Genomic DNA, 19044 nt, shown 5'->3' with positions numbered 1-19044 from the left:
GAGGGACATGGCATGCAGCAACTGAATCCTTCCGAGATCAGCGACATCATCAAGCAGCGAATTGAGAAGCTTGACGTCGCATCTGAAGCCCGCAATCAGGGCACCATCGTTAGCGTTTCCGACGGTATCGTGAAAGTTCACGGCCTCGCAGACGCAATGTTTGGTGAAATGATCGAATTTCCCAACAGCGTTTTTGGCATGGTACTCAACCTGGAGCGTGACTCCGTGGGTGCCGTGGTGCTGGGTGACTACCTGTTGCTTGAAGAGGGCATGACCGCCAAGTGTACCGGTCGTATCCTTGAAGTACCGGTAGGCCCTGAGCTGATTGGTCGCGTTGTCGATGCGTTGGGTAACCCCATCGACGGCAAGGGTGATATCGACGCTAAACTGACCGACGCCGTTGAAAAAGTGGCGCCCGGTGTTATCACCCGTCAGTCCGTTGACGAGCCGATTCAAACCGGCTTGAAGTCGATTGACTCCATGGTGCCGATCGGCCGTGGTCAGCGTGAGCTGATCATCGGTGACCGCCAGATCGGTAAATCCGCCATTGCCATTGATGCGATCATCAACCAGAAAGGCAAGGGCGTGACCTGTGTCTACGTGGCCATTGGTCAGAAGCAATCGACCATTGCCAACGTGGTACGCAAGCTCGAAGAACACGGCGCGATGGAACATACCATCATCGTCGCCGCTGGCGCTGCCGACCCGGCACCCATGCAGTTCCTGGCGGCCTACTCCGGCTGCACCATGGGCGAATACTTCCGTGACCGCGGCGAAGACGCACTCATCGTCTATGACGATTTGTCTAAGCAGGCCGTTGCCTATCGTCAGGTATCGTTGCTGCTGCGCCGTCCGCCCGGCCGTGAAGCCTATCCGGGTGACGTCTTCTATCTTCACTCGCGTCTGCTGGAGCGGGCTGCACGGGTTAACGTCGACTACGTTGAGAAGTTCACCAACGGTGAAGTGAAAGGCAAAACCGGTTCATTGACCGCGCTGCCGATCATCGAAACCCAGGGTGGTGACGTGTCCGCGTTCGTTCCGACCAACGTGATCTCGATCACCGACGGTCAGATCTTCCTCGAGACCAACCTGTTTAACTCGGGTATTCGTCCGGCGATCAACGCGGGTCTATCAGTATCGCGTGTCGGTGGTTCGGCGCAGACCAAGATCATCAAGAAGCTTGGCGGTAGCGTCCGTCTAGCCTTGGCGCAGTATCGCGAACTGGCGGCGTTTTCGCAGTTTGCCTCTGACCTGGACGAAGCCACGCGCAAGCAGCTTGAGCATGGTCAGCGCGTCACCGAGTTGATGAAGCAACACCAATACTCGCCGATGTCGGTAGCCGAAATGGCGCTTACGCTTTACGCCGCCAATGAAGGTCACCTGGATGATGTCGAAGTCAACAAAGTGCTGGACTTCGAGCGTGCGCTGCACGACTACATGAGGTCTGAGCACAGCGACTTGCTCGACAAGATCAACCAGACTGGCGACTACAACGACGAGATTCAAAACGGCTTGAAGTCGGGTCTCGAGAAGTTCAAGGCGACTCAGAGCTGGTAATGTCTGGCCCGTCTGTATTAGGCGGGTTTGCATGCTTTCTGAGAGCCACGAACGAAGGGTAGATCGCTATGGCAGCTGCAAAAGAGATACGCACCCAGATCGGGAGCATTAAGAATACGCAGAAGATCACCAGTGCCATGGAAATGGTTGCTGCGTCGAAAATGCGTAAAGCGCAAGAGCGGATGAAGGCCAGCCAGCCTTACGCCAAGCAGATTCGCAACGTGGTCAGCCACCTTGCCGACGCTAATCCCGAGTACAAGCACGACTATATGGTCGAGCGTAATGAGGTGAAGCGCGTTGGCTATATCGTGGTCTCCACCGATCGCGGTTTGTGCGGTGGTCTGAACCATAACCTGTTCAAGGCGGTGGTGAAGGATGCCAAGGCCTGGCATCAGGAAGGCGCCGGACTGGACTTCTGCGCTCTTGGTGCTAAGGCCAGTGGCTTTTTCCGCAATTATGGGGGCAACCTGGTTGCCGCCAAAAGCGGGTTAGGCGAAGCACCGTCGGTTGAAGGTCTGATTGGCAGTATCAAGGTCATGCTCGAAGCGTACGATGAAGGCAATATCGACCGCTTGTACGTGGTGCATAACGAGTTTATCAACACCATGACGCAAAAGCCGGTAGTACGTCAGCTTCTTCCGCTGTCGACGGATATTGGTGAAGACGCAGAGCAAGACGACGAAAACGCCCGTCCCGGAAGCTGGGACTACCTGTATGAGCCGGATGCCAAGGCGTTGTTGGATAGCCTGATGATTCGTTTCATTGAGTCGCAGGTGTATCAGGCGGTCGTGGAAAACGTGGCGTGCGAACAAGCCGCCCGGATGATCGCCATGAAGAGTGCTACCGATAACGCGGGCAATCTGATTGACGATCTGGAAATGGTTTATAACAAGGCCCGTCAGGCCGCCATTACCCAGGAAATTTCCGAGATCGTCGGCGGCGCTGCCGCCGTATAATGCCTAGGGAGCCGATCCTTTTCGTGGCTCCCGGCAGACAGGTTTCATTTGCAGGTTTTTGAGAGGAACCAAGATGAGCGGACGTATCGTACAAATCATCGGCGCGGTGATTGACGTAGAGTTTCCGCGGGACTCTGTGCCCAAGGTCTACGACGCGCTGAAGGTCTCTGATGTAGAGACCATCCTCGAAGTCCAGCAGCAGCTGGGCGACGGCGTGGTGCGCACCATCGCCATGGGCTCCACTGAGGGCTTGAAGCGTGGCATGGACGTGGCCGACACAGGTGCTGCGATTTCGGTCCCCGTGGGTAAAGCCACGCTGGGTCGTATCATGAACGTGCTCGGTGAGCCGATTGATGAAGCGGGTGAGATCGGCGAAGACGAGCGCATGCCGATTCACCGTAAGGCACCTGGCTATGCCGACCAGGCAGCATCTGAAGAGCTGCTGGAAACCGGGATCAAGGTTATCGACCTGGTCTGCCCGTTTGCCAAGGGTGGTAAAGTCGGTCTTTTCGGCGGTGCCGGTGTCGGTAAAACCGTCAACATGATGGAGCTTATCCGCAACATCGCCACCGAACACAGCGGCTACTCCGTATTCGCGGGTGTCGGTGAGCGTACGCGTGAGGGTAACGACTTCTATCACGAAATGACCGAATCCAACGTTATCGACAAGGTATCGCTGGTTTACGGTCAGATGAACGAACCGCCGGGTAACCGCCTGCGCGTTGCGCTGACCGGCCTGACAATCGCGGAAAAATTCCGTGACGAAGGCCGCGACGTTCTGCTGTTCGTCGATAACATCTACCGCTATACCCTGGCGGGTACCGAAGTATCGGCGCTGCTCGGTCGTATGCCGTCAGCGGTTGGTTATCAGCCGACGCTGGCTGAAGAGATGGGCGTTCTGCAGGAACGTATCACCTCGACGAAGACCGGCTCGATTACTTCCGTACAGGCCGTTTATGTACCGGCGGATGACTTGACCGATCCGTCGCCGGCCACCACCTTCTCGCACTTGGACGCTACCGTGGTACTCGCACGTTCCATCGCCGAGCTGGGTATTTATCCGGCGATCGATCCGCTCGATTCCACGTCGCGTCAGCTAGACCCGCTGGTGGTGGGTGACGAGCACTACAATGTGGCTCGTGGCGTTCAGGGTGTCCTGCAGCGTTACAAGGAACTGAAGGATATTATCGCGATTCTGGGGATGGATGAGCTGTCTGACGAAGACAAGCTGGCCGTTGCCCGCGCGCGTAAAATCCAGCGCTTCCTGTCGCAGCCGTTCTTCGTGGCCGAGGTATTCACTGGTGCGCCGGGTAAATACGTGTCGCTGAAAGACACCATCCGTGGCTTCCAGGGCATCCTCGAAGGCGAGTACGATGACCTGCCGGAACAGGCCTTCTACATGGTCGGCTCCATCGACGAAGCGGTCGAGAAAGCCAACCAGATGAAGAAGTAATCCCGTCCATTAGGGGGATTCGCTATGGCGAATAGCTTCACATGCAATATCGTCAGCGCTGAAGCATCCATCTACTCGGGAACGGTCGAGATGGTGGTTGCCTCTGGCAGCACGGGCGATCTGGGGATTCTCCCCGGTCACGCACCGCTGCTGACGGAACTCAAGCCTGGACCGGTACGGGTGATTCACGATGGTGGCGAAGAAGAACATTTCTTCGTGACTGGCGGCTTCATGGAAGTCCAGCCAGATATCGTGACCGTGTTGGCTGACGCCGCATCGCGGGCCAGCGACCTCAATGAGGCGGCTGCCGAAGAAGCGCGTCAGCAAGCGCTGAAAGCCTTTAACGACAAGACATCCGAGCTCGACTATACGCGGGCTGCAGCGGAACTTGCCGAAGCCGTTGCCCAGCTGCGAACGATCCAGCAGTTGCGCAAAAAAGCGGGTAAAGGCTAAAACCGTCACGCTTGGCGTGAAACACAACGCCCCTTGAACCCGTGATTAGGGTTCAAGGGGCGTTTTTTTGTCTGATAGTTTGTAGGGTTAGTACAGTATGTAGGGCAAATACAAGTTGGCAGCCTAGGTTATTAGGCATAGGGCAAGGATGAGGAATTTCTGCCGCGTAGCCTTCGCAAGCGTATAAGGAGAATGCCGTGTCATTGAACGATGAAACGCTGCAAGTCATAAAAACCGAGCTGCTTGACGAGCTTGAAAAGGACGCACCGAACACGGCACTGTTTGCGGAACGTTTGAGTGAGATCCGGTCGGCGGATATCGGCGAAATCCTCGAAGATCTGATCGAGGAGGATGACGCCTTGGCCGAGGCGCTTTCGTTACTCGATGTTTTGTCCCACGAGCGCGCCGCCAATGTCTTGGGTTATCTACCCGGCGAAAGCCAGCTAGAGGTCGTAGGCAGTCTCTCGGATACCCATGCACTCAAGCTGCTGGAAGAAATGGGCTCCGATGAGCGGGCCGATTTGTTCAACCTGCTCGATGAAGACCGCCGTGAAGCGCTGCTGAGGCGCATGGCCCACAGGGAGCGTGAAGACCTCAAGCGATTGGCCAGCTACGAGGAGGGGACCGCCGGGGCTATCATGACCTCGGATTACGTCGCGATTGCCAGTGGCATGACGGTCTCTCAGGCGATGATGCGGGTGCGCCAGACCGCGCCTGACGCTGAAACGGTCTATCAGCTCTATGTGTTGGACAGCGAAGGTCAGTTGATTGGCACCATGTCACTGCGCCAACTAATGGTTGCCCGTCCGGGCGCGCTGGTCGATAACATCATGATCAAGGATGTGATCAGTACGCCGGTGGATAAAGAGCAGGAAGACGTCGCTAGGATCGTGGCGCGCTACGATCTGCTGGCCCTGCCGGTGATCGATGCTGATGGCCGGATGGTAGGAATCGTGACCCACGATGACGCCATGGACGTGGCTGAGTCGGAAGCCACAGAAGATATCCACAAGGGGATGTCGATCGGTCAGTTGGAGGACGGCGTTAGCCGGGTTCCTCTTTGGACGCTATATCGCAAGCGGGTGTTCTGGCTAGTACTGCTGGTATTTGCCAATCTGTTTTCCGGTGCTGGCATTGCCTATTTTGAGGACACCATTGCGGCGCAGGTTGCCCTGGTGTTCTTTCTGCCGTTGCTGATTGGCAGCGGTGGTAACGCGGGGGCTCAGGCCGCCACCTTGATGGTTCGGGGGATGGCAACGGGTGACGTCGGTGTAAAAGACTGGGGAAAAATGCTGGGTCGTGAGCTGTTGGTGGCTGGGTCCTTGGGCATCACCATGGCAATTGCCGTGGCGCCGATCGGGGTGATTCGCGGCGGTGAGGCGGTGGCCATGATTGTCGCACTCAGCATGGTGACCATCGTCATGTTTGGCAGCTTGATCGGCATGTGCTTGCCGTTCGTGCTGGAGCGTTTTCGGGTTGATCCTGCCACCGCTTCGGCGCCGCTGGTCACCACCTTGATTGATGCAACTGGTGTACTGATTTACTTCAGCATTGCCACCGCGGTGCTTACCCCTTTGTAGTTGTGTGAATAGCGAATCAGCGCATCGTGTGACTGGCGGCGCGGGTAATAAACATCACTTCTACATTCCCCAGCCATTCGATATCGCTGGCCAGCGCTTTTAACTGGCTGGCCAGGCATTGGGGTGGCTGGTGAACCGCATCGCTTATAATCAGCGATACTGAGATTTTTTCGTCCAGGTAGTGAAGCTGTAGCTCGCTGAGCGTTCGCCATACCGGATGCTTGTACCATCGTGCATCCAGTGCTGCCTCTACTTCCGGACGTAATGGTAAGCCCGGCAAACGGCTTGGATCGCCCTCGCCGGCGTCGTCTTCCGGATCAATGTGGAAAATCACATCGGTTAATGCAGGGAACTGTCGGCGCAGCCGTCGGCTAACTTCATTGCCGATTTCATGGGCTTCCGACACGGTGATTTTGGGTCCCACGACCACGTGCAGGTCGACCATCACCCAGCCAGCGGACTGACGGGTACGCAGGTCGTGCACGCTGTCTACGCCAGGCACGCCGCAGGCGACGTCATGCATCTGCTGTTGGGCGTCTTCGGGGAGAGCGGTATCGACCAGCTCGCGCGCCGACTCCCACAACAAGTCCCAACCAACTTTACCGACTAGTAGACCGACAATGATGGCAGCCACGGCGTCCAGCCAACCCAGGCCAAATTGGGCACCCAGCAGGGCAACCAATACCACTGCGGTGGAGAGGGCATCGCTGCGCGAGTGCCAGGCGTTGGCTTCAAGCAGTTTGGAGCCGACGCGTTTGGCGATTTGCATGGTGTAGCGGTAGATCCACTCTTTACTGAGTAATGCAATGACCGTCACTACAATGGCGAACACGCCGGGTGCGTTAACTTCAGCGCCACTAAACAAACGGTCCAGGCTTGACCAGGCAATACCCCCCGCAACGAAAATCAGCACACTACCCAGCAGGAGCGTGGTAAGGGTTTCGATCCGGCCATGGCCATAATGGTGGTCTTTGTCGGGCTCCTGACGGCCGTAATGAATGGCCGCCAGGACAAAACCGTCAGTGACTAAATCAGATAATGAGTGAATTCCGTCAGCAATCAACGCCGCGGAACCGACCACCAACCCGATGGCGACCTTGACGATGCTCAGCAGCCCATCGAGCCAAGCACCAATGTAGGTGACACGCTTTGCTTCACGGCTTTGCAGCTGGGTATCTTGAATAACCGATGAGTCGACGCGCTGAGTCATGAGGTACCTTGCAGGGACGCCCCTTGGCGAATAGGCGCCCATTGTAGCGTACTCATCGGCATGCTCTATAGTCCCAAGCGGTTGAAGAATGCAAACGGCGGACAAGCTTGCCCAGGATGTGTATCCTTAAACGCCAATATGTCCCCTCAACCGAGAGTAGATGAGGATAAGCAATGGATTGGCTTCAGGTCGTAATGTTGGCCGTTGTTCAGGGGTTGACGGAATTCTTACCTATTTCGAGTTCTGCCCACCTAATTTTAGTGCCCGTGCTAACGCCTTGGGATGACCAGGGACTGGCATTCGACGTTGCCCTGCATTTAGGCAGTCTGGCTGCCGTCGTGCTTTATTTTCGAAAAGCCATTTGGCAAATGATCACCAGCGCTTTAGCTGCCGTCCGAGGGGAGCGCGTGGATGACGATGCTCGCTTGGGGTTCTGGGTTATCTTGGCAACGATTCCAGTGTGTGTCATCGGCTTTTTAACCCGTGACCTGATTGCAGATCAGATGCGCTCTACTTTGATCATCGGGATCAGTTTGATTGGTTTCGGGTTATTGCTGGGATATGTCGATTGGCGTAAAGGGGGTGAGCGAAGCGAATACCAGTTACGTCTCAAGGATGTCTTAATTATTGGTGGTGCCCAGGTATTGGCGCTGATTCCTGGTACCTCACGTTCAGGGATTACCATTACGGCGGCGCTAATGGTGGGGATGAGCCGAGAAGGGGCCGCCCGTTTCTCCTTTCTCCTCTCTATTCCAGTGATCGTGTTAGCAGGTGGACTAGAAGTATTAGGAATAATACGCGAGCCAGAAGAGATAGAGTGGATGGCAATGGTAGTAGGAACACTGCTATCCGGTATTAGCGCTTATTTATGTATTCACTACTTTTTAGTGGTGATTAAAAAATTGGGTATGCAGCCCTTTGTTATTTATCGCGTACTTTTGGGTGTTTGGCTGCTATGGTTTTTTCATGGTTAAGGCGGAGTAACAACGATGCGACAGGGTCGTCATTTGTGGCGCTATTACGGTGTAGCCGTGCTGCTAACGATAGTGTTGGCAGGCTGCTCGGAAACCGATCGGCCGCTGGAATCACCGGTTAAACTGGAAGGCAATATATTTGGTACCTTCTATCAAGTAACAATGGCCGATTCGCTCACCCAGGGGCAAGTCAACGAGATTGAAGCGGGTATCGAGCAGGAACTGGAAAGTGTCGATCAGTCGATGTCGACCTACCGCGACGACGCCGAGCTGATGGCCTTCAATCGATCGCCGCTAGGCGAATGGCAGCCTTTATCCGACGGACTTATCGACGTATTGGCGATTAGCCAGTCAATTGCCGAGTCAAGTGAGGGCGCTTTCGACATTACCATCGGTGACCTGGTCAATCTGTGGAGTTTTGGTCCTGAGGCTCGACCTGAAGAAGTGCCATCAGATGAAGAACTTAGTGAACGGTTGGCGCGGGTGGGCTTCGATGCCATTGAACTGGATACGCAGGCGCTTGAGGCGCGGCGTACCCGCGACGTCTTTATCGATCTCTCAGCCATTGCCAAGGGCCACGCCACCGACCGTGTCGCCGCCTATCTGGATCAGCAGGGGATCGAGAATTATTTGGTAAATCTGGGTGGTGATTTGATTACCCGCGGCGTTCGAGATGTCGATGAACAGACCGCGTGGCGCGTCGGTATTGAAGTCCCGGAAAACGGCCAACAGCGTGCAAGGCATGTGCTGCCGCTTGATTCGATCTCGGTGGCGACATCAGGCGACTATCGGGATTACTTTGAAGCTGACGGCCAGCGTTATTCGCACACTATTGACCCACGCACGGGTCAGCCGATTACCCACGACCTGGCCTCGGCATCGGTCTTTCACCCCTCCAATGCCTGGGCTGACGGCTGGGCGACCGCGCTGATGGTCGCGGGTAATGAGGACGGTATGGCGATGGCCCGCGAGCAAGACTTGAATGTTCTGATGCTGATACGCGAGGGGGATCAATGGCGAAGCATGGCAAGCCCTGCCTTTGCCCAGCACTTCGGAGATGAGCTCGTTGAATCGTTAGATATAGAGATTGCGTCTGCCCGCGCGGACGACCGTGAAACCGCGACAGGTAATTAATATGCAAGAACTCGATATTGTCATTCTCGCGGCCGGTAAAGGCACGCGAATGCGTTCTCAGACCCCCAAGGTGCTGCATACGCTGGCGGGTAAGCCAATGGTTCAGCATGTGCTGGATACGGCCGCAGGACTACGTCCATCGCGCACGCATGTCGTGATTGGCCATGGCGCCGACCAACTGCGCGAGGCGCTGGTTGATTATCCCGTGAAGTTTGCTGTTCAGGCCGAGCAAAAAGGCACTGGTCACGCGGTCGCCCAAGCGCTACCGCAGTTGGGCAGTGGTAAAGTCCTGGTGCTGTACGGCGATGTCCCATTGATCCACCGTGATTCACTGGCGGCGTTGCTGGATCAGGTGGATGATCAGCATATGGGGCTTTTAACCGTTACGTTAGAAGACCCCGCTGGCTATGGGCGTATTGTGCGCAATTCAGAAGGCGAGGCCGTGGCGATCGTTGAGCAGAAAGACGCCAGCCAGGAGCAACTTGCCATTACTGAGTGCAACACGGGCATGATGGCGATGACCAGCGAGCAATTGAAACGCTGGATGCCTCGGCTTTCGGCGGATAATGCCCAGGGCGAGTATTACCTGACCGATGTGATTGCCATGGCCGAAAGCGACGGTGTCACGGTTTGCACCGCCCAACCTTCCACCGCCATCGAGGTCGAAGGCGTCAATAACCGCGCCCAGATGGCACGCCTGGAACGCGCCTATCAGGCCCAAGTCGCTGAGAAACTCATGGAGCAGGGAGTGGCGTTGGCTGACCCGGCACGGCTTGATGTGCGCGGCAGCCTGAACTGTGGCCACGATGTGTTTATTGATGTGGGCTGCGTGTTTGAAGGCGAGGTTGAATTAGGTGAGGGGGTGCGTATTGGTCCCTACTGCGTGATTAAAAATAGTACGATCGGTGCCGAGAGCAGCGTGGATTCGCATAGTGTTATCGAGCACACAGTGGCCGCTGGACTTAATCAGATTGGGCCCTTTGCTCGATTGCGCCCCGGTACCCGGTTAGCGGTCAAAGCAAAAGTCGGTAATTTTGTCGAGACAAAAAATGCCGATGTCGGTGAAGGGAGTAAAATTAATCACTTGAGCTACGTGGGTGATGCGCGTCTGGGGCGTGGTGTTAATGTTGGTGCGGGTACTATCACGTGTAACTACGATGGCGCGAACAAGCATCGAACAGCGATTGGTGATCATGCCTTCATCGGTTCGAATACCGCCCTGGTGGCGCCAGTGTCGATTGGAGAGGGTGCCACGGTGGGGGCTGGCTCGACTATCGCTAAAGACGTCAGCGATAATGCTCTGGCCGTATCGCGGGGGCGTCAACTCGAGAAAAGTGACTGGCAGCGTCCACTCAAGCATCACGACTGAACAAGGGGAAGGCCTATGTGTGGCATAGTCGGCGCCGTTGCCCAGCGCAACGTCCAGGGAATTTTATTAGAAGGACTGAAACGTCTCGAATACCGCGGCTACGACTCGGCGGGTATGACGGTTTATGATGGCCGTTCGCTGACGCGCCACCGGGCGACAGGTAAGGTAGCAGCGCTTTCAAGTAAGCTCGATGAAGCTGCATTACCAGGAAAGTCAGGGATTGCCCATACCCGCTGGGCTACTCATGGAAAACCCTCTGAGGCCAATGCGCACCCTCATCAAAGCGGTGACCAAGTTGCCGTTGTACACAATGGCATTATCGAAAATTACGAAGCTATTAAAGACCGGCTTCAAGCCAGCGGCTACCGTTTTACCTCTGAAACCGATACTGAAGTTATTGCTCACTTACTCGCCGAAAAGCTGGATAGCGGCCTTAGTTTATTTGATGCCACCCAGCAGATTATCAACGGCTTGGGCGGCGCTTATGCGTTAGGCGTGATGAGCGCCAATGCCCCGGATGTTGTCGTCGGCGCACGGCAGGGCAGCCCTCTGGTTGTTGGTGTCGGTATTGATGAAGCATTTTTAGCTTCAGACCCTTTGGCGCTGTTGCAGGTTACCGACCGATTCATTTATTTGGAGGAAGGTGATCTGGTCGAGTTACGAGAGCAGGGTGCTATTCGTATCGTCGACCGCGATGGAAAAGCGGTTGAACGACCAATTCAGACATTTGAGCATGGCGACGGCGCGGCGAGTAAAGGCAACTACCGTCATTTCATGCTAAAAGAAATCTTCGAGCAGCCTGATGTGATCCGAGCCGCGCTTGAAGGGCGTTTAAGCGATGATCACGTCTTGGTTGAAAGCTTTGGCCCCGATGCTCCAGCTATTTTTCAATCCACCAAGCAAATCCATATTATTGCCTGTGGCACCAGCTATCATGCTGGCCTGGTGGCACGCTACTGGTTAGAGCGTTATGCCGGTATCCCCGTACAGGTGGAAGTCGCGTCCGAGTATCGCTACCGCTATCCCGTGGTTCCGGAAGGTACGTTATTTGTGACGCTTTCCCAGTCCGGTGAAACCGCCGATACCCTGGCGGCACTGCGCTATGCAAAACAGCTGGATTACGTGGGTACGCTGGCCATTTGTAACGTGCCAGGTAGCTCATTGGTGCGCGAATCGGATGTGACCCTGATGACTCGTGCAGGTCCTGAAATTGGTGTCGCGTCGACCAAAGCTTTTACCACCCAGCTTATCGGACTGATGTTGCTGACACTGTCGATCAGCAGGGTACATGGACGCGATGATCATCACGCCGATATTGTATCGGCGCTAAAGGCCTTACCCGCACTTTGCCAACAAGTGCTGGCGTTGGACCCGGCAATCGAATTGCTGTCAGAGGCGTTTGCTGAAAAACATCACGCGCTATTTTTGGGGCGTGGTGCCCACTTTCCGGTTGCCCTTGAAGGTGCACTGAAGCTTAAAGAAATTTCCTATATCCATGCGGAAGCCTACCCGGCCGGAGAGCTGAAGCATGGTCCACTGGCGCTGGTGGATGCCGATATGCCGGTGATTTCGGTAGCCCCTAACGACGATTTGCTGGAAAAACTCAAGTCCAATCTTCAGGAAGTTCGGGCGCGGGGAGGACAGCTGTTTGTGTTTGCCGACGAGCAGGTGGGGATTGAAGAACGCGACGATATTCGGGTATTACGCTTGCCGCATATCCACGAAGCGCTGACCCCGTTGCTGTACACGTTGCCGTTGCAATTGTTGAGCTATCATGTCGCGGTTCTAAAAGGTACTGACGTGGACCAGCCGCGAAACCTGGCGAAAAGCGTCACGGTAGAGTAGCGCCTGAAAAAGGGGCGGCCACAAGATAATTGCCGCCTCTTTATCACAAATGTGATTTACCTTCCTTCAAAAATCCAGCTCAGTATTCCTCGGTGGCTTACACGCCGCTGATGGATGTTTACACGCTGTGCTCGCCCCTATTCATAGCGCAAAGCGACATATCCCCCATAACTACTTTTCCAACTTGATAAAAACTTCTGGATTAGTAGCTATCGCATTGGTATTTGCTTAATTAGTCAAAAAAATTATCCATTTGATCAATGATCTAGTCAGTTTTTTACCATTCCTTAGTGTAACGTTCTCGTTGCACTTTATGGGATGTTAGAAAATAACTGTTTTTAAAAAGAATACTCTGCAATTTAAGACATTTATCGTTCAAGTGTTCCGTAGATGAAACACACATCATCAAGTTATAAATCCATATGGCAGGGTCTTGGTGGGATCAAAATGCCCGGAATTTATAAATTTCCTTTTCTTACAGTTGATTATATCCGGTTGGATTTCAACTGGCATAGATCATGCTCCTAGGTTGGTGGCTGCGAGCAATAAGCGTTATTCAAGGGTTCAGAATTGAACGTTAAGGACGATGGCGAAAGTTCGCAGACCCAAACAATGGAGAAATGAACATGAAAAAATATCTCGTAGTAGCAGGTACGCCTCTACTGGCCATTGTGATGGCAATCTCTATGGCGCAGGCCGATGCGACGGGCGGCAGCAGTGGAAGCGCGAACGGCGCCAGTGGGTCTGGTCAGGGCACCGGAGGTAGTGTCTATGCCAATATCGACGGTGACTTTGATGAGAGTCCCGATGACAATAGTCTCACCAGTGGTGACGGTACGGCTGGGGGCGCCAGCGGAAGTGGCATGGGTGGCGCTGGGGGGACAACGGGCCGTGGTGGAGACGCCTGGGCGATGAGCGAGTCAAACAATACTTCGACATCGACTTCGACCAATGTCATATCAATGCAAGAGATGAGCTCCTCAGTCAGCGGCGCTAGTATCAACGTCTATGGCGGTAACGGAGCCACTGGAGCTGTTGGCGGTGTTGGCGGGGAGGCTTACGCCAGTAGCTACGGTGAAGGCACCGGCGGTGACGGTGGCGAGGGAGAGGGTGGCTATGGCGGTAGTGCCACTGCCGATGGTGGTAATGGCTACGAAGGTGGCGATGGCGAAGGCTATGCTGAAGGATACGGTGACGGCTATGGCGAGGCGGGTGATGCAGACGCTGCCAATGGCGATACCGATGCTCAGGGTGGTACTGCCGAAGGCTATGCGTCTGTCACAGCCGATGACATCGACGATGACAACACGAATACGGCCACCAACGGTGATAGTACCAATGGCGATGCTCCGGCGAGTTCTTCAGTAGCGGGTGGAACCGCAGGTGACGGTTCTGGTACTGGTTCTGGCACCGGTTCGGCTTCTGGTGCGGGCGGCGATGGCGGTGATGGCGGCCAAGCCACAGCTAGCGGTGGTAACGGCGGCGCAGGCAACGGTGGCAACGGTGGCAGCGGTCAAGGGACTGGCGGTGATGCTGCTGCAATGGCCGGTAATGGTGGCAATGGTGGCAACGGTGGCAATGGCGGTGCTGCAAGTTTGGCAACAGGCGCAGCCAATGTGTCCGTGGCGGCTGGGGTATTCGGCGGCATCAGCAACATGAACGTGACCACTGGTTTATACAACTCCCAGGTAGCGGGTACCAACGTCGCGGCTCACAGCAATGTGAGTATCGGCAACTGATTTAGAGCGCTAATGGCGCTTTGATGAACCGGGAGCCGGTGGGCTGAGATCCATCGGCTCCCTCGATCAACTGTCCGAATGGATAGGGTACCGGGAGTCAATGCCATGAAGGTGTCTTCAGCCAGTTCAATTCAATTTGCGTTACCTTGTCCCCAGCGGACGTTAATGGCTATTACGCTAATCTCTGTAATGGTTACCTTGGGAACGGCAAAGAGTCAGGCCGACGATAGTCATGAGCTTAACCGTGATGGTTTTGCCGCGATGCAACGGATGGATATCGAGGAAATGGATAAGGCCAGGGCCAGGGAAGGTGAGGCGATCGTCAATTTCAATACGGTAAAAAGCATCCAGAACATGAAAGCGTCGGTGACGGACACTTCCTTCAATATTGGCGGAAATATGAAGTCAGGCAATATCAGCTTTGCTTCTGATGCCCTGGGAAGTTATAGCGGCACAGGGATTTTCAGTGCCGTGACGGGAAATGGGAATTCCATCAACAATGCCGTGGGCATCAGTGTCTTTATCGCCAACTGAGCCTTGATCGGGTTTGGATACACGATTCCAGCCAAGGAATGATGCGCCATGAAGCTAAATCGACAACTTTGCTGTGGCATGGCGTCACTTTTTCTTATCGGCAATATGATAGTTGCCCATGCCGGACAGGTCGCCATATTCAATCGTTTCGGTAGTTTTCAGGTCGAGGCCAAGAGCTTGCAGGAAAAGGGTTGGGACAGAGTCGTTCGCCAGCAATATGATTTCAGCTGTGGTTCTGCGTCCGTTGCCACCTTGCTGACGTTTCATTATCAGCGCGAGACCACCGAAGCAGAGGTTTTTGAAAGCATGATTCGAGCCGGGAATGCCGAGCAGATCCAACGACATGGCTTTTCCATGTTGGATATGAAGCGTTATCTGGATGCTCAGGGGCTCAACTCTGATGGATTCAGAATCAGCCTGGATGACTTTATCCGCATTGGCGTGCCCGCCATAACGATGGTGAACACGGCAGGTTATAAGCATTTTGTCGTCGTGAAGGGTGTGGACACCAATAACATTCTGATAGGGGATCCCGCGGCGGGTACTCAAGTGGTGCCCAAGGACCACTTTGAATCGCTGTGGGACGGAACGGTTCTGGGCGTGCGCGAGGAAATCGAGATGGCCCGGAAAAATTTCAATAACGAGCAGGATTGGGCCGTGCGCCCTGATTCACCTCTATCCGTAGGCGTGAACCGTTCAAGCCTCGGTGCCAGTCTGCTGACCCTGCCCGCCAGGAATGAGATGGGTCGTTAATGAGGAGATATGAAGATGCCATCTCAATCAAGCACTATGCTTAGGCGAAGGGGTGTTCGATGGATTGGTGCGGCGCTGATGATAGCGGCGACCGGCGTCGAGGCGGCTTCCCCAAACGCAAGCGATGCAGCGTTAGAACCATTATTAGAACCACTAAATAGTCATTGGGCACCTTCTTCAGGCTATCCAGCACCCGTAAATCTTTACACTGAGGTTGTATCCTCACTGGCTTTAAATGATGAATTCAGCCGAGGCGTCGTTATCGCTGAGGCTGAGCTTGATCAATTGCGGGCGGGATTCAGCCTCGGTGGGCTCGACGTGGATTTCGGGGCTAGACTACAGACCATGATCGATAACAGCATCGAGCTGGTGTCGGTTGTCAATTTCACCAGGGCGGGCGTCGACGTTGTTTCCCAGACTTTACGTGACCCTTCCGGTTCAGTAACTCAGGTGGGCCCCAGTACGGGAATGCTCGTTACTGATGTGGCGCCAAATGGCGTAGATCTAGCGGGTTTGGCGGGCTTTTCTGGCGTTGCATTGAGCGATGCCAAAGGCTTCACGGCAGCCTTGCAAAATATCACTCGTGACGCCATCGTCAGTGGCGTGGTGAGTAATGCTTCCGGACGGAATATACAGCAGCGGATCGACATTGATGTTCAACTCAACAACATCGGGGCATTGAAAGCGGCCAGGCAACAGGCCGCTATTGTTGATTCCTTTGCCGGTATCCTGCGCTGATACGACAGCTGCCGATGAGGCAGCTGTCGAGTCTCTTCCTTTCCTTCAACTAAAAAAGGCCCATGCCAATAGGCATGCGGAGGCTCAGAGTCGTATCAGGCGCATCTTCGGTGATGCCCAGTTCCAGGCCCAGGTTGAGCGAGACATCCGGGTTCAATTGATAGGACCACCCGAGCAGCAGGGAGCCTACGTTCAGAGTGTTTGAGCTGACCTGAGTCGTATTGCCGGTACTGTTATTGACAAACTTCGTTGTCGTCTCGCCGATAAAGTCGTTTTTGTAGCCCAGCGTAAAGGACGTTTTGGGATTGATTGAGTAGGCCATGCCGAAACTCAGTCGAACGGTATCTCCGGGATCCACCTCGCCTATGAACAGGTCGTCATCATTTTGAGTAACTTGCTGATTGACATCATCTTCAAGATTGAAGACGTAGCCAAGATTGGCGAAGTAGACAGCGGGTGCGGAGGGTACCAGCATAGTGAGGCTGGGCTCGAAGGAATTAAAGCCTGTTCCAGTGGTTAATTCCAGCGGGTTGCCGGCGCTATTTCGGCGAATATCGAAGGGGCCTTGACCGGTGGTGGTCTTGTAGCGCAGATTGCCAATGAAGTAGGGCATGCCGTTCAGGCCACGGTTCAGCTGGTAGTGGGCGGCTACTTCGATATCGCCTAGCGCATTGTTGGATAGCTCACGATTCAAGGTGAAATCGGGATCAACCTCGGAGACCGTGACGCGGTTCGATTCATCCCGATAGACATAAGGTACCTTCATCTCGAGTTCCAGGCGGTCGGTAAACCCCAGTCGTCCTGTCAGCGAGGCCGTATAGCTATCCCGGTCGACATCCTGCGCGGTGAACACCCCTATTAGCAGTGTGCTCAATATTTCCACCCCCTCGAAGGTCGTTCGGTTAATGCTCTCGTGGGAATACTGGAATTCTGGCTCCAGAACAAGTCTGCCCTTGGGCGTCAAAACGCCTCCATATTCTGCCATTGCCTGGACGTCTGGCTGGATCTCCTGTTGCTCGGGCTCCTGTCCAACGGGCTGGACCTGCGAGTCCTCAGTTGGCTGTTGTGCCAGCACCGGTGCGCAACTGATAAAAGATGCCAAGCCGGCGGTACAGAGGATGTTAGTGCCACGTGGGGTCATGGTTGCTTTCCTTTTTTTCTTTTTTTGCGTAGTGCCTCGTCCTAGCGGGAAGAGGCATGGATCGTTTGCAGTTCATCGGGGCAGCCGTTCTTTTCGATACCGTGCTTCTCTATTAATCGGTACAAGGTGACGCGTGAGACACCTAGTTCGAGCGACGCACGCAGCACATTGTGTTTGTTGCGTACGAGAGCAGCCCTGATGGCCTCGTACTCTGCCGCGTCGCGAATCTGCTGAAGGGTATCAATATCCCGGGAAAGTCGGTGTCGCCTTTCCAGCCCCATATCGGCGGGTGTTATGAGCTTGTGCTCACACATCACCATTGAGCGTCTAACCCGGTTGACCAGTTCGCGAATGTTGCCTGGCCAGTGGTGTTGAAGCATGACAGTGAGACATTCGTGGCTAAATCCACAGACTCGGGTTGGTTTTTCGGTTGAGAACTTCTGGAAGAAAAAGTGGGCCAGGGCTTCAATGTCTTCAAGGTGTTCCCTCAGCGCCGGTACCCTGACTTGAAGTACATTGAGCCGATGATAGAGATCTTCACGAAAATCGCCCCTGCCGACGGCCTCATTAAGGTCGACGTGGGTGGCAGCCAACACCCTGACATCGACAGGAATCTCTTTAAGCCCACCGACTCGCAGCACTTTGAGGTTTTCCAGAAAGCGGAGCAGATTGACTTGTAAATCCAGAGGTAGGTCGCCGATCTCGTCGAGAAACAGGGTACCTCCCTGCGAATTCTCTATGATGCCGACCTTGCGCTGATTAGCCCCGGTGAAGGCTCCTTTCTCGTGACCGAAGAGTTCGGACTGGATAAGCCCGGCGGGTATAGCGCCACAGTTGACAACGTTAAACGGCCCATGACGTCTGGGTGAATGGGTATGAATGGCATGAGCCGTGAGCTCCTTTCCTGTGCCCGACTCTCCGGTAATCAGTACAGGTGCACTGGCAGCTGCCACTTTAGCGATCGTTCGATAGAGCAGTTGCATGGTTGGGCTATTGCCAACGATATGATATTCGTCGTCTAAAGAAGTAAGTGTCGGGAGGGGGTGAGCGCCTAGGAGGTTGGCCATTGCCAGCGCACTCTCCATCAAGGTATCGAGTTTTCGCGCATCGACCGGATGGACTTGATAGGCGTAACAAGTATTAAAAATCCGCTCGCGAGTCTTCTCGTGACTTAACCCATTACGTTCGATAATGGCTACCCAAGAGATGTCAGCCAGCCGGGGGCTACTATCGATTTCCAAAGGAAGGGTGGATGTTGACGGATCGATAGCGATCAATCCAACTTGACAGGGCTCTTTGTCGAGCAATTCCATTGCTTCATGTGCATTAACAGCATGGCTAATTGACCAGCCATACCCTAAAAGCTGTTTTACGGTGTTCTGAAGAAACGTCGAGTTTCCTGCTGTTAAGAGCTGCCTGGTTGGCTCGATCATGACGTTACCTCATGGTTGCTGGCAACCACTGTTAATAGTGATCAGGCCCTACACGTAGGCAAGTTCTTGCGACGGAGTTATAACCGCGCATCATGATTTTTAAGCCCCTGTAGAAAGTACCCTTTTCCAGTCTCAGGCTGAAAAATATATGGATGAGTATTTCTAGCATGCGCAA

General features: G+C 54.5%; 16 protein-coding genes. 13 read left to right on the top strand and 3 right to left on the bottom strand.

Translation table 11 applies throughout. The annotated features are described in order from the left end of the window. Positions 1–12 precede the first annotated feature (12 nt). The 5 genes from atpA (at position 13) to mgtE (ending at position 5999) form a co-directional block, all read left to right on the top strand. Positions 13–1557, top strand: coding sequence for a F0F1 ATP synthase subunit alpha (gene atpA, locus HXW73_RS17595; protein WP_186254313.1), 1545 nt, complete (start codon positions 13–15; stop codon positions 1555–1557). Positions 1558–1625: 68 nt separating this feature from the next. Further along, positions 1626–2513: a F0F1 ATP synthase subunit gamma gene (gene atpG / locus HXW73_RS17590; protein ID WP_186254312.1), complete on the top strand. Its 888-nt coding sequence runs from the start codon at positions 1626–1628 to the stop codon at positions 2511–2513. 73 nt (positions 2514–2586) lie between these two features. Continuing rightward, positions 2587–3966: a F0F1 ATP synthase subunit beta gene (gene atpD / locus HXW73_RS17585; RefSeq protein WP_186254311.1), complete on the top strand. Its 1380-nt coding sequence runs from the start codon at positions 2587–2589 to the stop codon at positions 3964–3966. Between the two features lie 24 nt (positions 3967–3990). After that, complete coding sequence (locus tag HXW73_RS17580; RefSeq protein WP_066315695.1) at positions 3991–4419, top strand: F0F1 ATP synthase subunit epsilon; 429 nt, start codon at positions 3991–3993, stop codon at positions 4417–4419. Between the two features lie 197 nt (positions 4420–4616). After that, positions 4617–5999: a magnesium transporter gene (gene mgtE, locus HXW73_RS17575; RefSeq protein ID WP_186254310.1), complete on the top strand. Its 1383-nt coding sequence runs from the start codon at positions 4617–4619 to the stop codon at positions 5997–5999. Between the two features lie 16 nt (positions 6000–6015). Here the strand turns inward: mgtE and HXW73_RS17570 are convergent, their stop codons facing one another. Then, positions 6016–7209 carry a cation diffusion facilitator family transporter gene (locus HXW73_RS17570; RefSeq protein ID WP_186254309.1) on the bottom strand — a complete coding sequence of 398 codons (1194 nt, stop codon included), beginning with the start codon at positions 7207–7209 and terminating at the stop codon, positions 6016–6018. Positions 7210–7382: 173 nt separating this feature from the next. Between HXW73_RS17570 and HXW73_RS17565 the strand changes: the two genes are divergently transcribed. The 8 genes from HXW73_RS17565 to HXW73_RS17530 all read left to right on the top strand — a co-directional run bounded on the left by HXW73_RS17565 (position 7383) and on the right by HXW73_RS17530 (position 16295). Further along, a complete protein-coding gene (locus HXW73_RS17565; protein WP_186254308.1) occupies positions 7383–8183 on the top strand; it encodes an undecaprenyl-diphosphate phosphatase in 801 nt (266 codons plus the stop codon). 15 nt (positions 8184–8198) lie between these two features. Then, on the top strand, positions 8199–9317 hold the full coding sequence (locus HXW73_RS17560) for an FAD:protein FMN transferase (protein ID WP_186254307.1): 1119 nt from the start codon (positions 8199–8201) through the stop codon (positions 9315–9317). 1 nt (position 9318) lies between these two features. Then, on the top strand, positions 9319–10686 hold the full coding sequence (gene glmU / locus HXW73_RS17555; protein ID WP_186254306.1) for a bifunctional UDP-N-acetylglucosamine diphosphorylase/glucosamine-1-phosphate N-acetyltransferase GlmU: 1368 nt from the start codon (positions 9319–9321) through the stop codon (positions 10684–10686). A 15-nt stretch (positions 10687–10701) separates the two neighbouring features. Further along, the gene (gene glmS / locus HXW73_RS17550; RefSeq protein WP_186254305.1) at positions 10702–12531 is read left to right on the top strand and encodes a glutamine--fructose-6-phosphate transaminase (isomerizing); all 1830 of its coding nucleotides are present in this window, start codon (positions 10702–10704) and stop codon (positions 12529–12531) included. 626 nt (positions 12532–13157) lie between these two features. Next, complete coding sequence (locus HXW73_RS17545; RefSeq protein WP_186254304.1) at positions 13158–14270, top strand: hypothetical protein; 1113 nt, start codon at positions 13158–13160, stop codon at positions 14268–14270. A 105-nt stretch (positions 14271–14375) separates the two neighbouring features. Then, on the top strand, positions 14376–14804 hold the full coding sequence (locus HXW73_RS17540; RefSeq protein ID WP_186254303.1) for a hypothetical protein: 429 nt from the start codon (positions 14376–14378) through the stop codon (positions 14802–14804). A 48-nt stretch (positions 14805–14852) separates the two neighbouring features. Further along, positions 14853–15557: a C39 family peptidase gene (locus HXW73_RS17535; protein ID WP_186254302.1), complete on the top strand. Its 705-nt coding sequence runs from the start codon at positions 14853–14855 to the stop codon at positions 15555–15557. A gap of 9 nt (positions 15558–15566) precedes the next feature. After that, entirely contained in the window at positions 15567–16295 is a 729-nt protein-coding gene (locus HXW73_RS17530) for a hypothetical protein (RefSeq protein ID WP_186254301.1), read from the top strand. Between the two features lie 49 nt (positions 16296–16344). Here the strand turns inward: HXW73_RS17530 and HXW73_RS17525 are convergent, their stop codons facing one another. Both HXW73_RS17525 and HXW73_RS17520 read right to left on the bottom strand, forming a co-directional pair. Further along, complete coding sequence (locus HXW73_RS17525) at positions 16345–17436, bottom strand: transporter (RefSeq protein ID WP_186254300.1); 1092 nt, start codon at positions 17434–17436, stop codon at positions 16345–16347. 41 nt (positions 17437–17477) lie between these two features. Further along, positions 17478–18869, bottom strand: a complete 1392-nt coding sequence (locus HXW73_RS17520; RefSeq protein WP_186254299.1) for a sigma-54 dependent transcriptional regulator — start codon at positions 18867–18869, stop codon at positions 17478–17480. Positions 18870–19044 lie beyond the last annotated feature (175 nt).

The organism is Halomonas sp. SH5A2, from assembly GCF_014263395.1.
In the GTDB taxonomy this organism is placed as follows: Bacteria; Pseudomonadota; Gammaproteobacteria; order Pseudomonadales; family Halomonadaceae; genus Vreelandella.
This window is presented reverse-complemented; position numbering and strand designations above follow the sequence as displayed.

Excerpts from the sequence above, each read along its gene's own strand:
- atpA (WP_186254313.1), top strand. The coding sequence starts at position 13 with ATGCAGCAACTGAATCCTTCCGAGATCAGCGACATCATCAAGCAGCGA.
- atpG (WP_186254312.1), top strand. The coding sequence starts at position 1,626 with ATGGCAGCTGCAAAAGAGATACGCACCCAGATCGGGAGCATTAAGAAT.
- atpD (WP_186254311.1), top strand. The coding sequence starts at position 2,587 with ATGAGCGGACGTATCGTACAAATCATCGGCGCGGTGATTGACGTAGAG.
- HXW73_RS17580 (WP_066315695.1), top strand. The coding sequence starts at position 3,991 with ATGGCGAATAGCTTCACATGCAATATCGTCAGCGCTGAAGCATCCATC.
- HXW73_RS17570 (WP_186254309.1), bottom strand. The coding sequence starts at position 7,209 with ATGACTCAGCGCGTCGACTCATCGGTTATTCAAGATACCCAGCTGCAA.
- HXW73_RS17565 (WP_186254308.1), top strand. The coding sequence starts at position 7,383 with ATGGATTGGCTTCAGGTCGTAATGTTGGCCGTTGTTCAGGGGTTGACG.
- HXW73_RS17560 (WP_186254307.1), top strand. The coding sequence starts at position 8,199 with ATGCGACAGGGTCGTCATTTGTGGCGCTATTACGGTGTAGCCGTGCTG.
- glmU (WP_186254306.1), top strand. The coding sequence starts at position 9,319 with ATGCAAGAACTCGATATTGTCATTCTCGCGGCCGGTAAAGGCACGCGA.
- glmS (WP_186254305.1), top strand. The coding sequence starts at position 10,702 with ATGTGTGGCATAGTCGGCGCCGTTGCCCAGCGCAACGTCCAGGGAATT.
- HXW73_RS17545 (WP_186254304.1), top strand. The coding sequence starts at position 13,158 with ATGAAAAAATATCTCGTAGTAGCAGGTACGCCTCTACTGGCCATTGTG.
- HXW73_RS17540 (WP_186254303.1), top strand. The coding sequence starts at position 14,376 with ATGAAGGTGTCTTCAGCCAGTTCAATTCAATTTGCGTTACCTTGTCCC.
- HXW73_RS17535 (WP_186254302.1), top strand. The coding sequence starts at position 14,853 with ATGAAGCTAAATCGACAACTTTGCTGTGGCATGGCGTCACTTTTTCTT.
- HXW73_RS17530 (WP_186254301.1), top strand. The coding sequence starts at position 15,567 with ATGAAGATGCCATCTCAATCAAGCACTATGCTTAGGCGAAGGGGTGTT.
- HXW73_RS17525 (WP_186254300.1), bottom strand. The coding sequence starts at position 17,436 with ATGACCCCACGTGGCACTAACATCCTCTGTACCGCCGGCTTGGCATCT.
- HXW73_RS17520 (WP_186254299.1), bottom strand. The coding sequence starts at position 18,869 with ATGATCGAGCCAACCAGGCAGCTCTTAACAGCAGGAAACTCGACGTTT.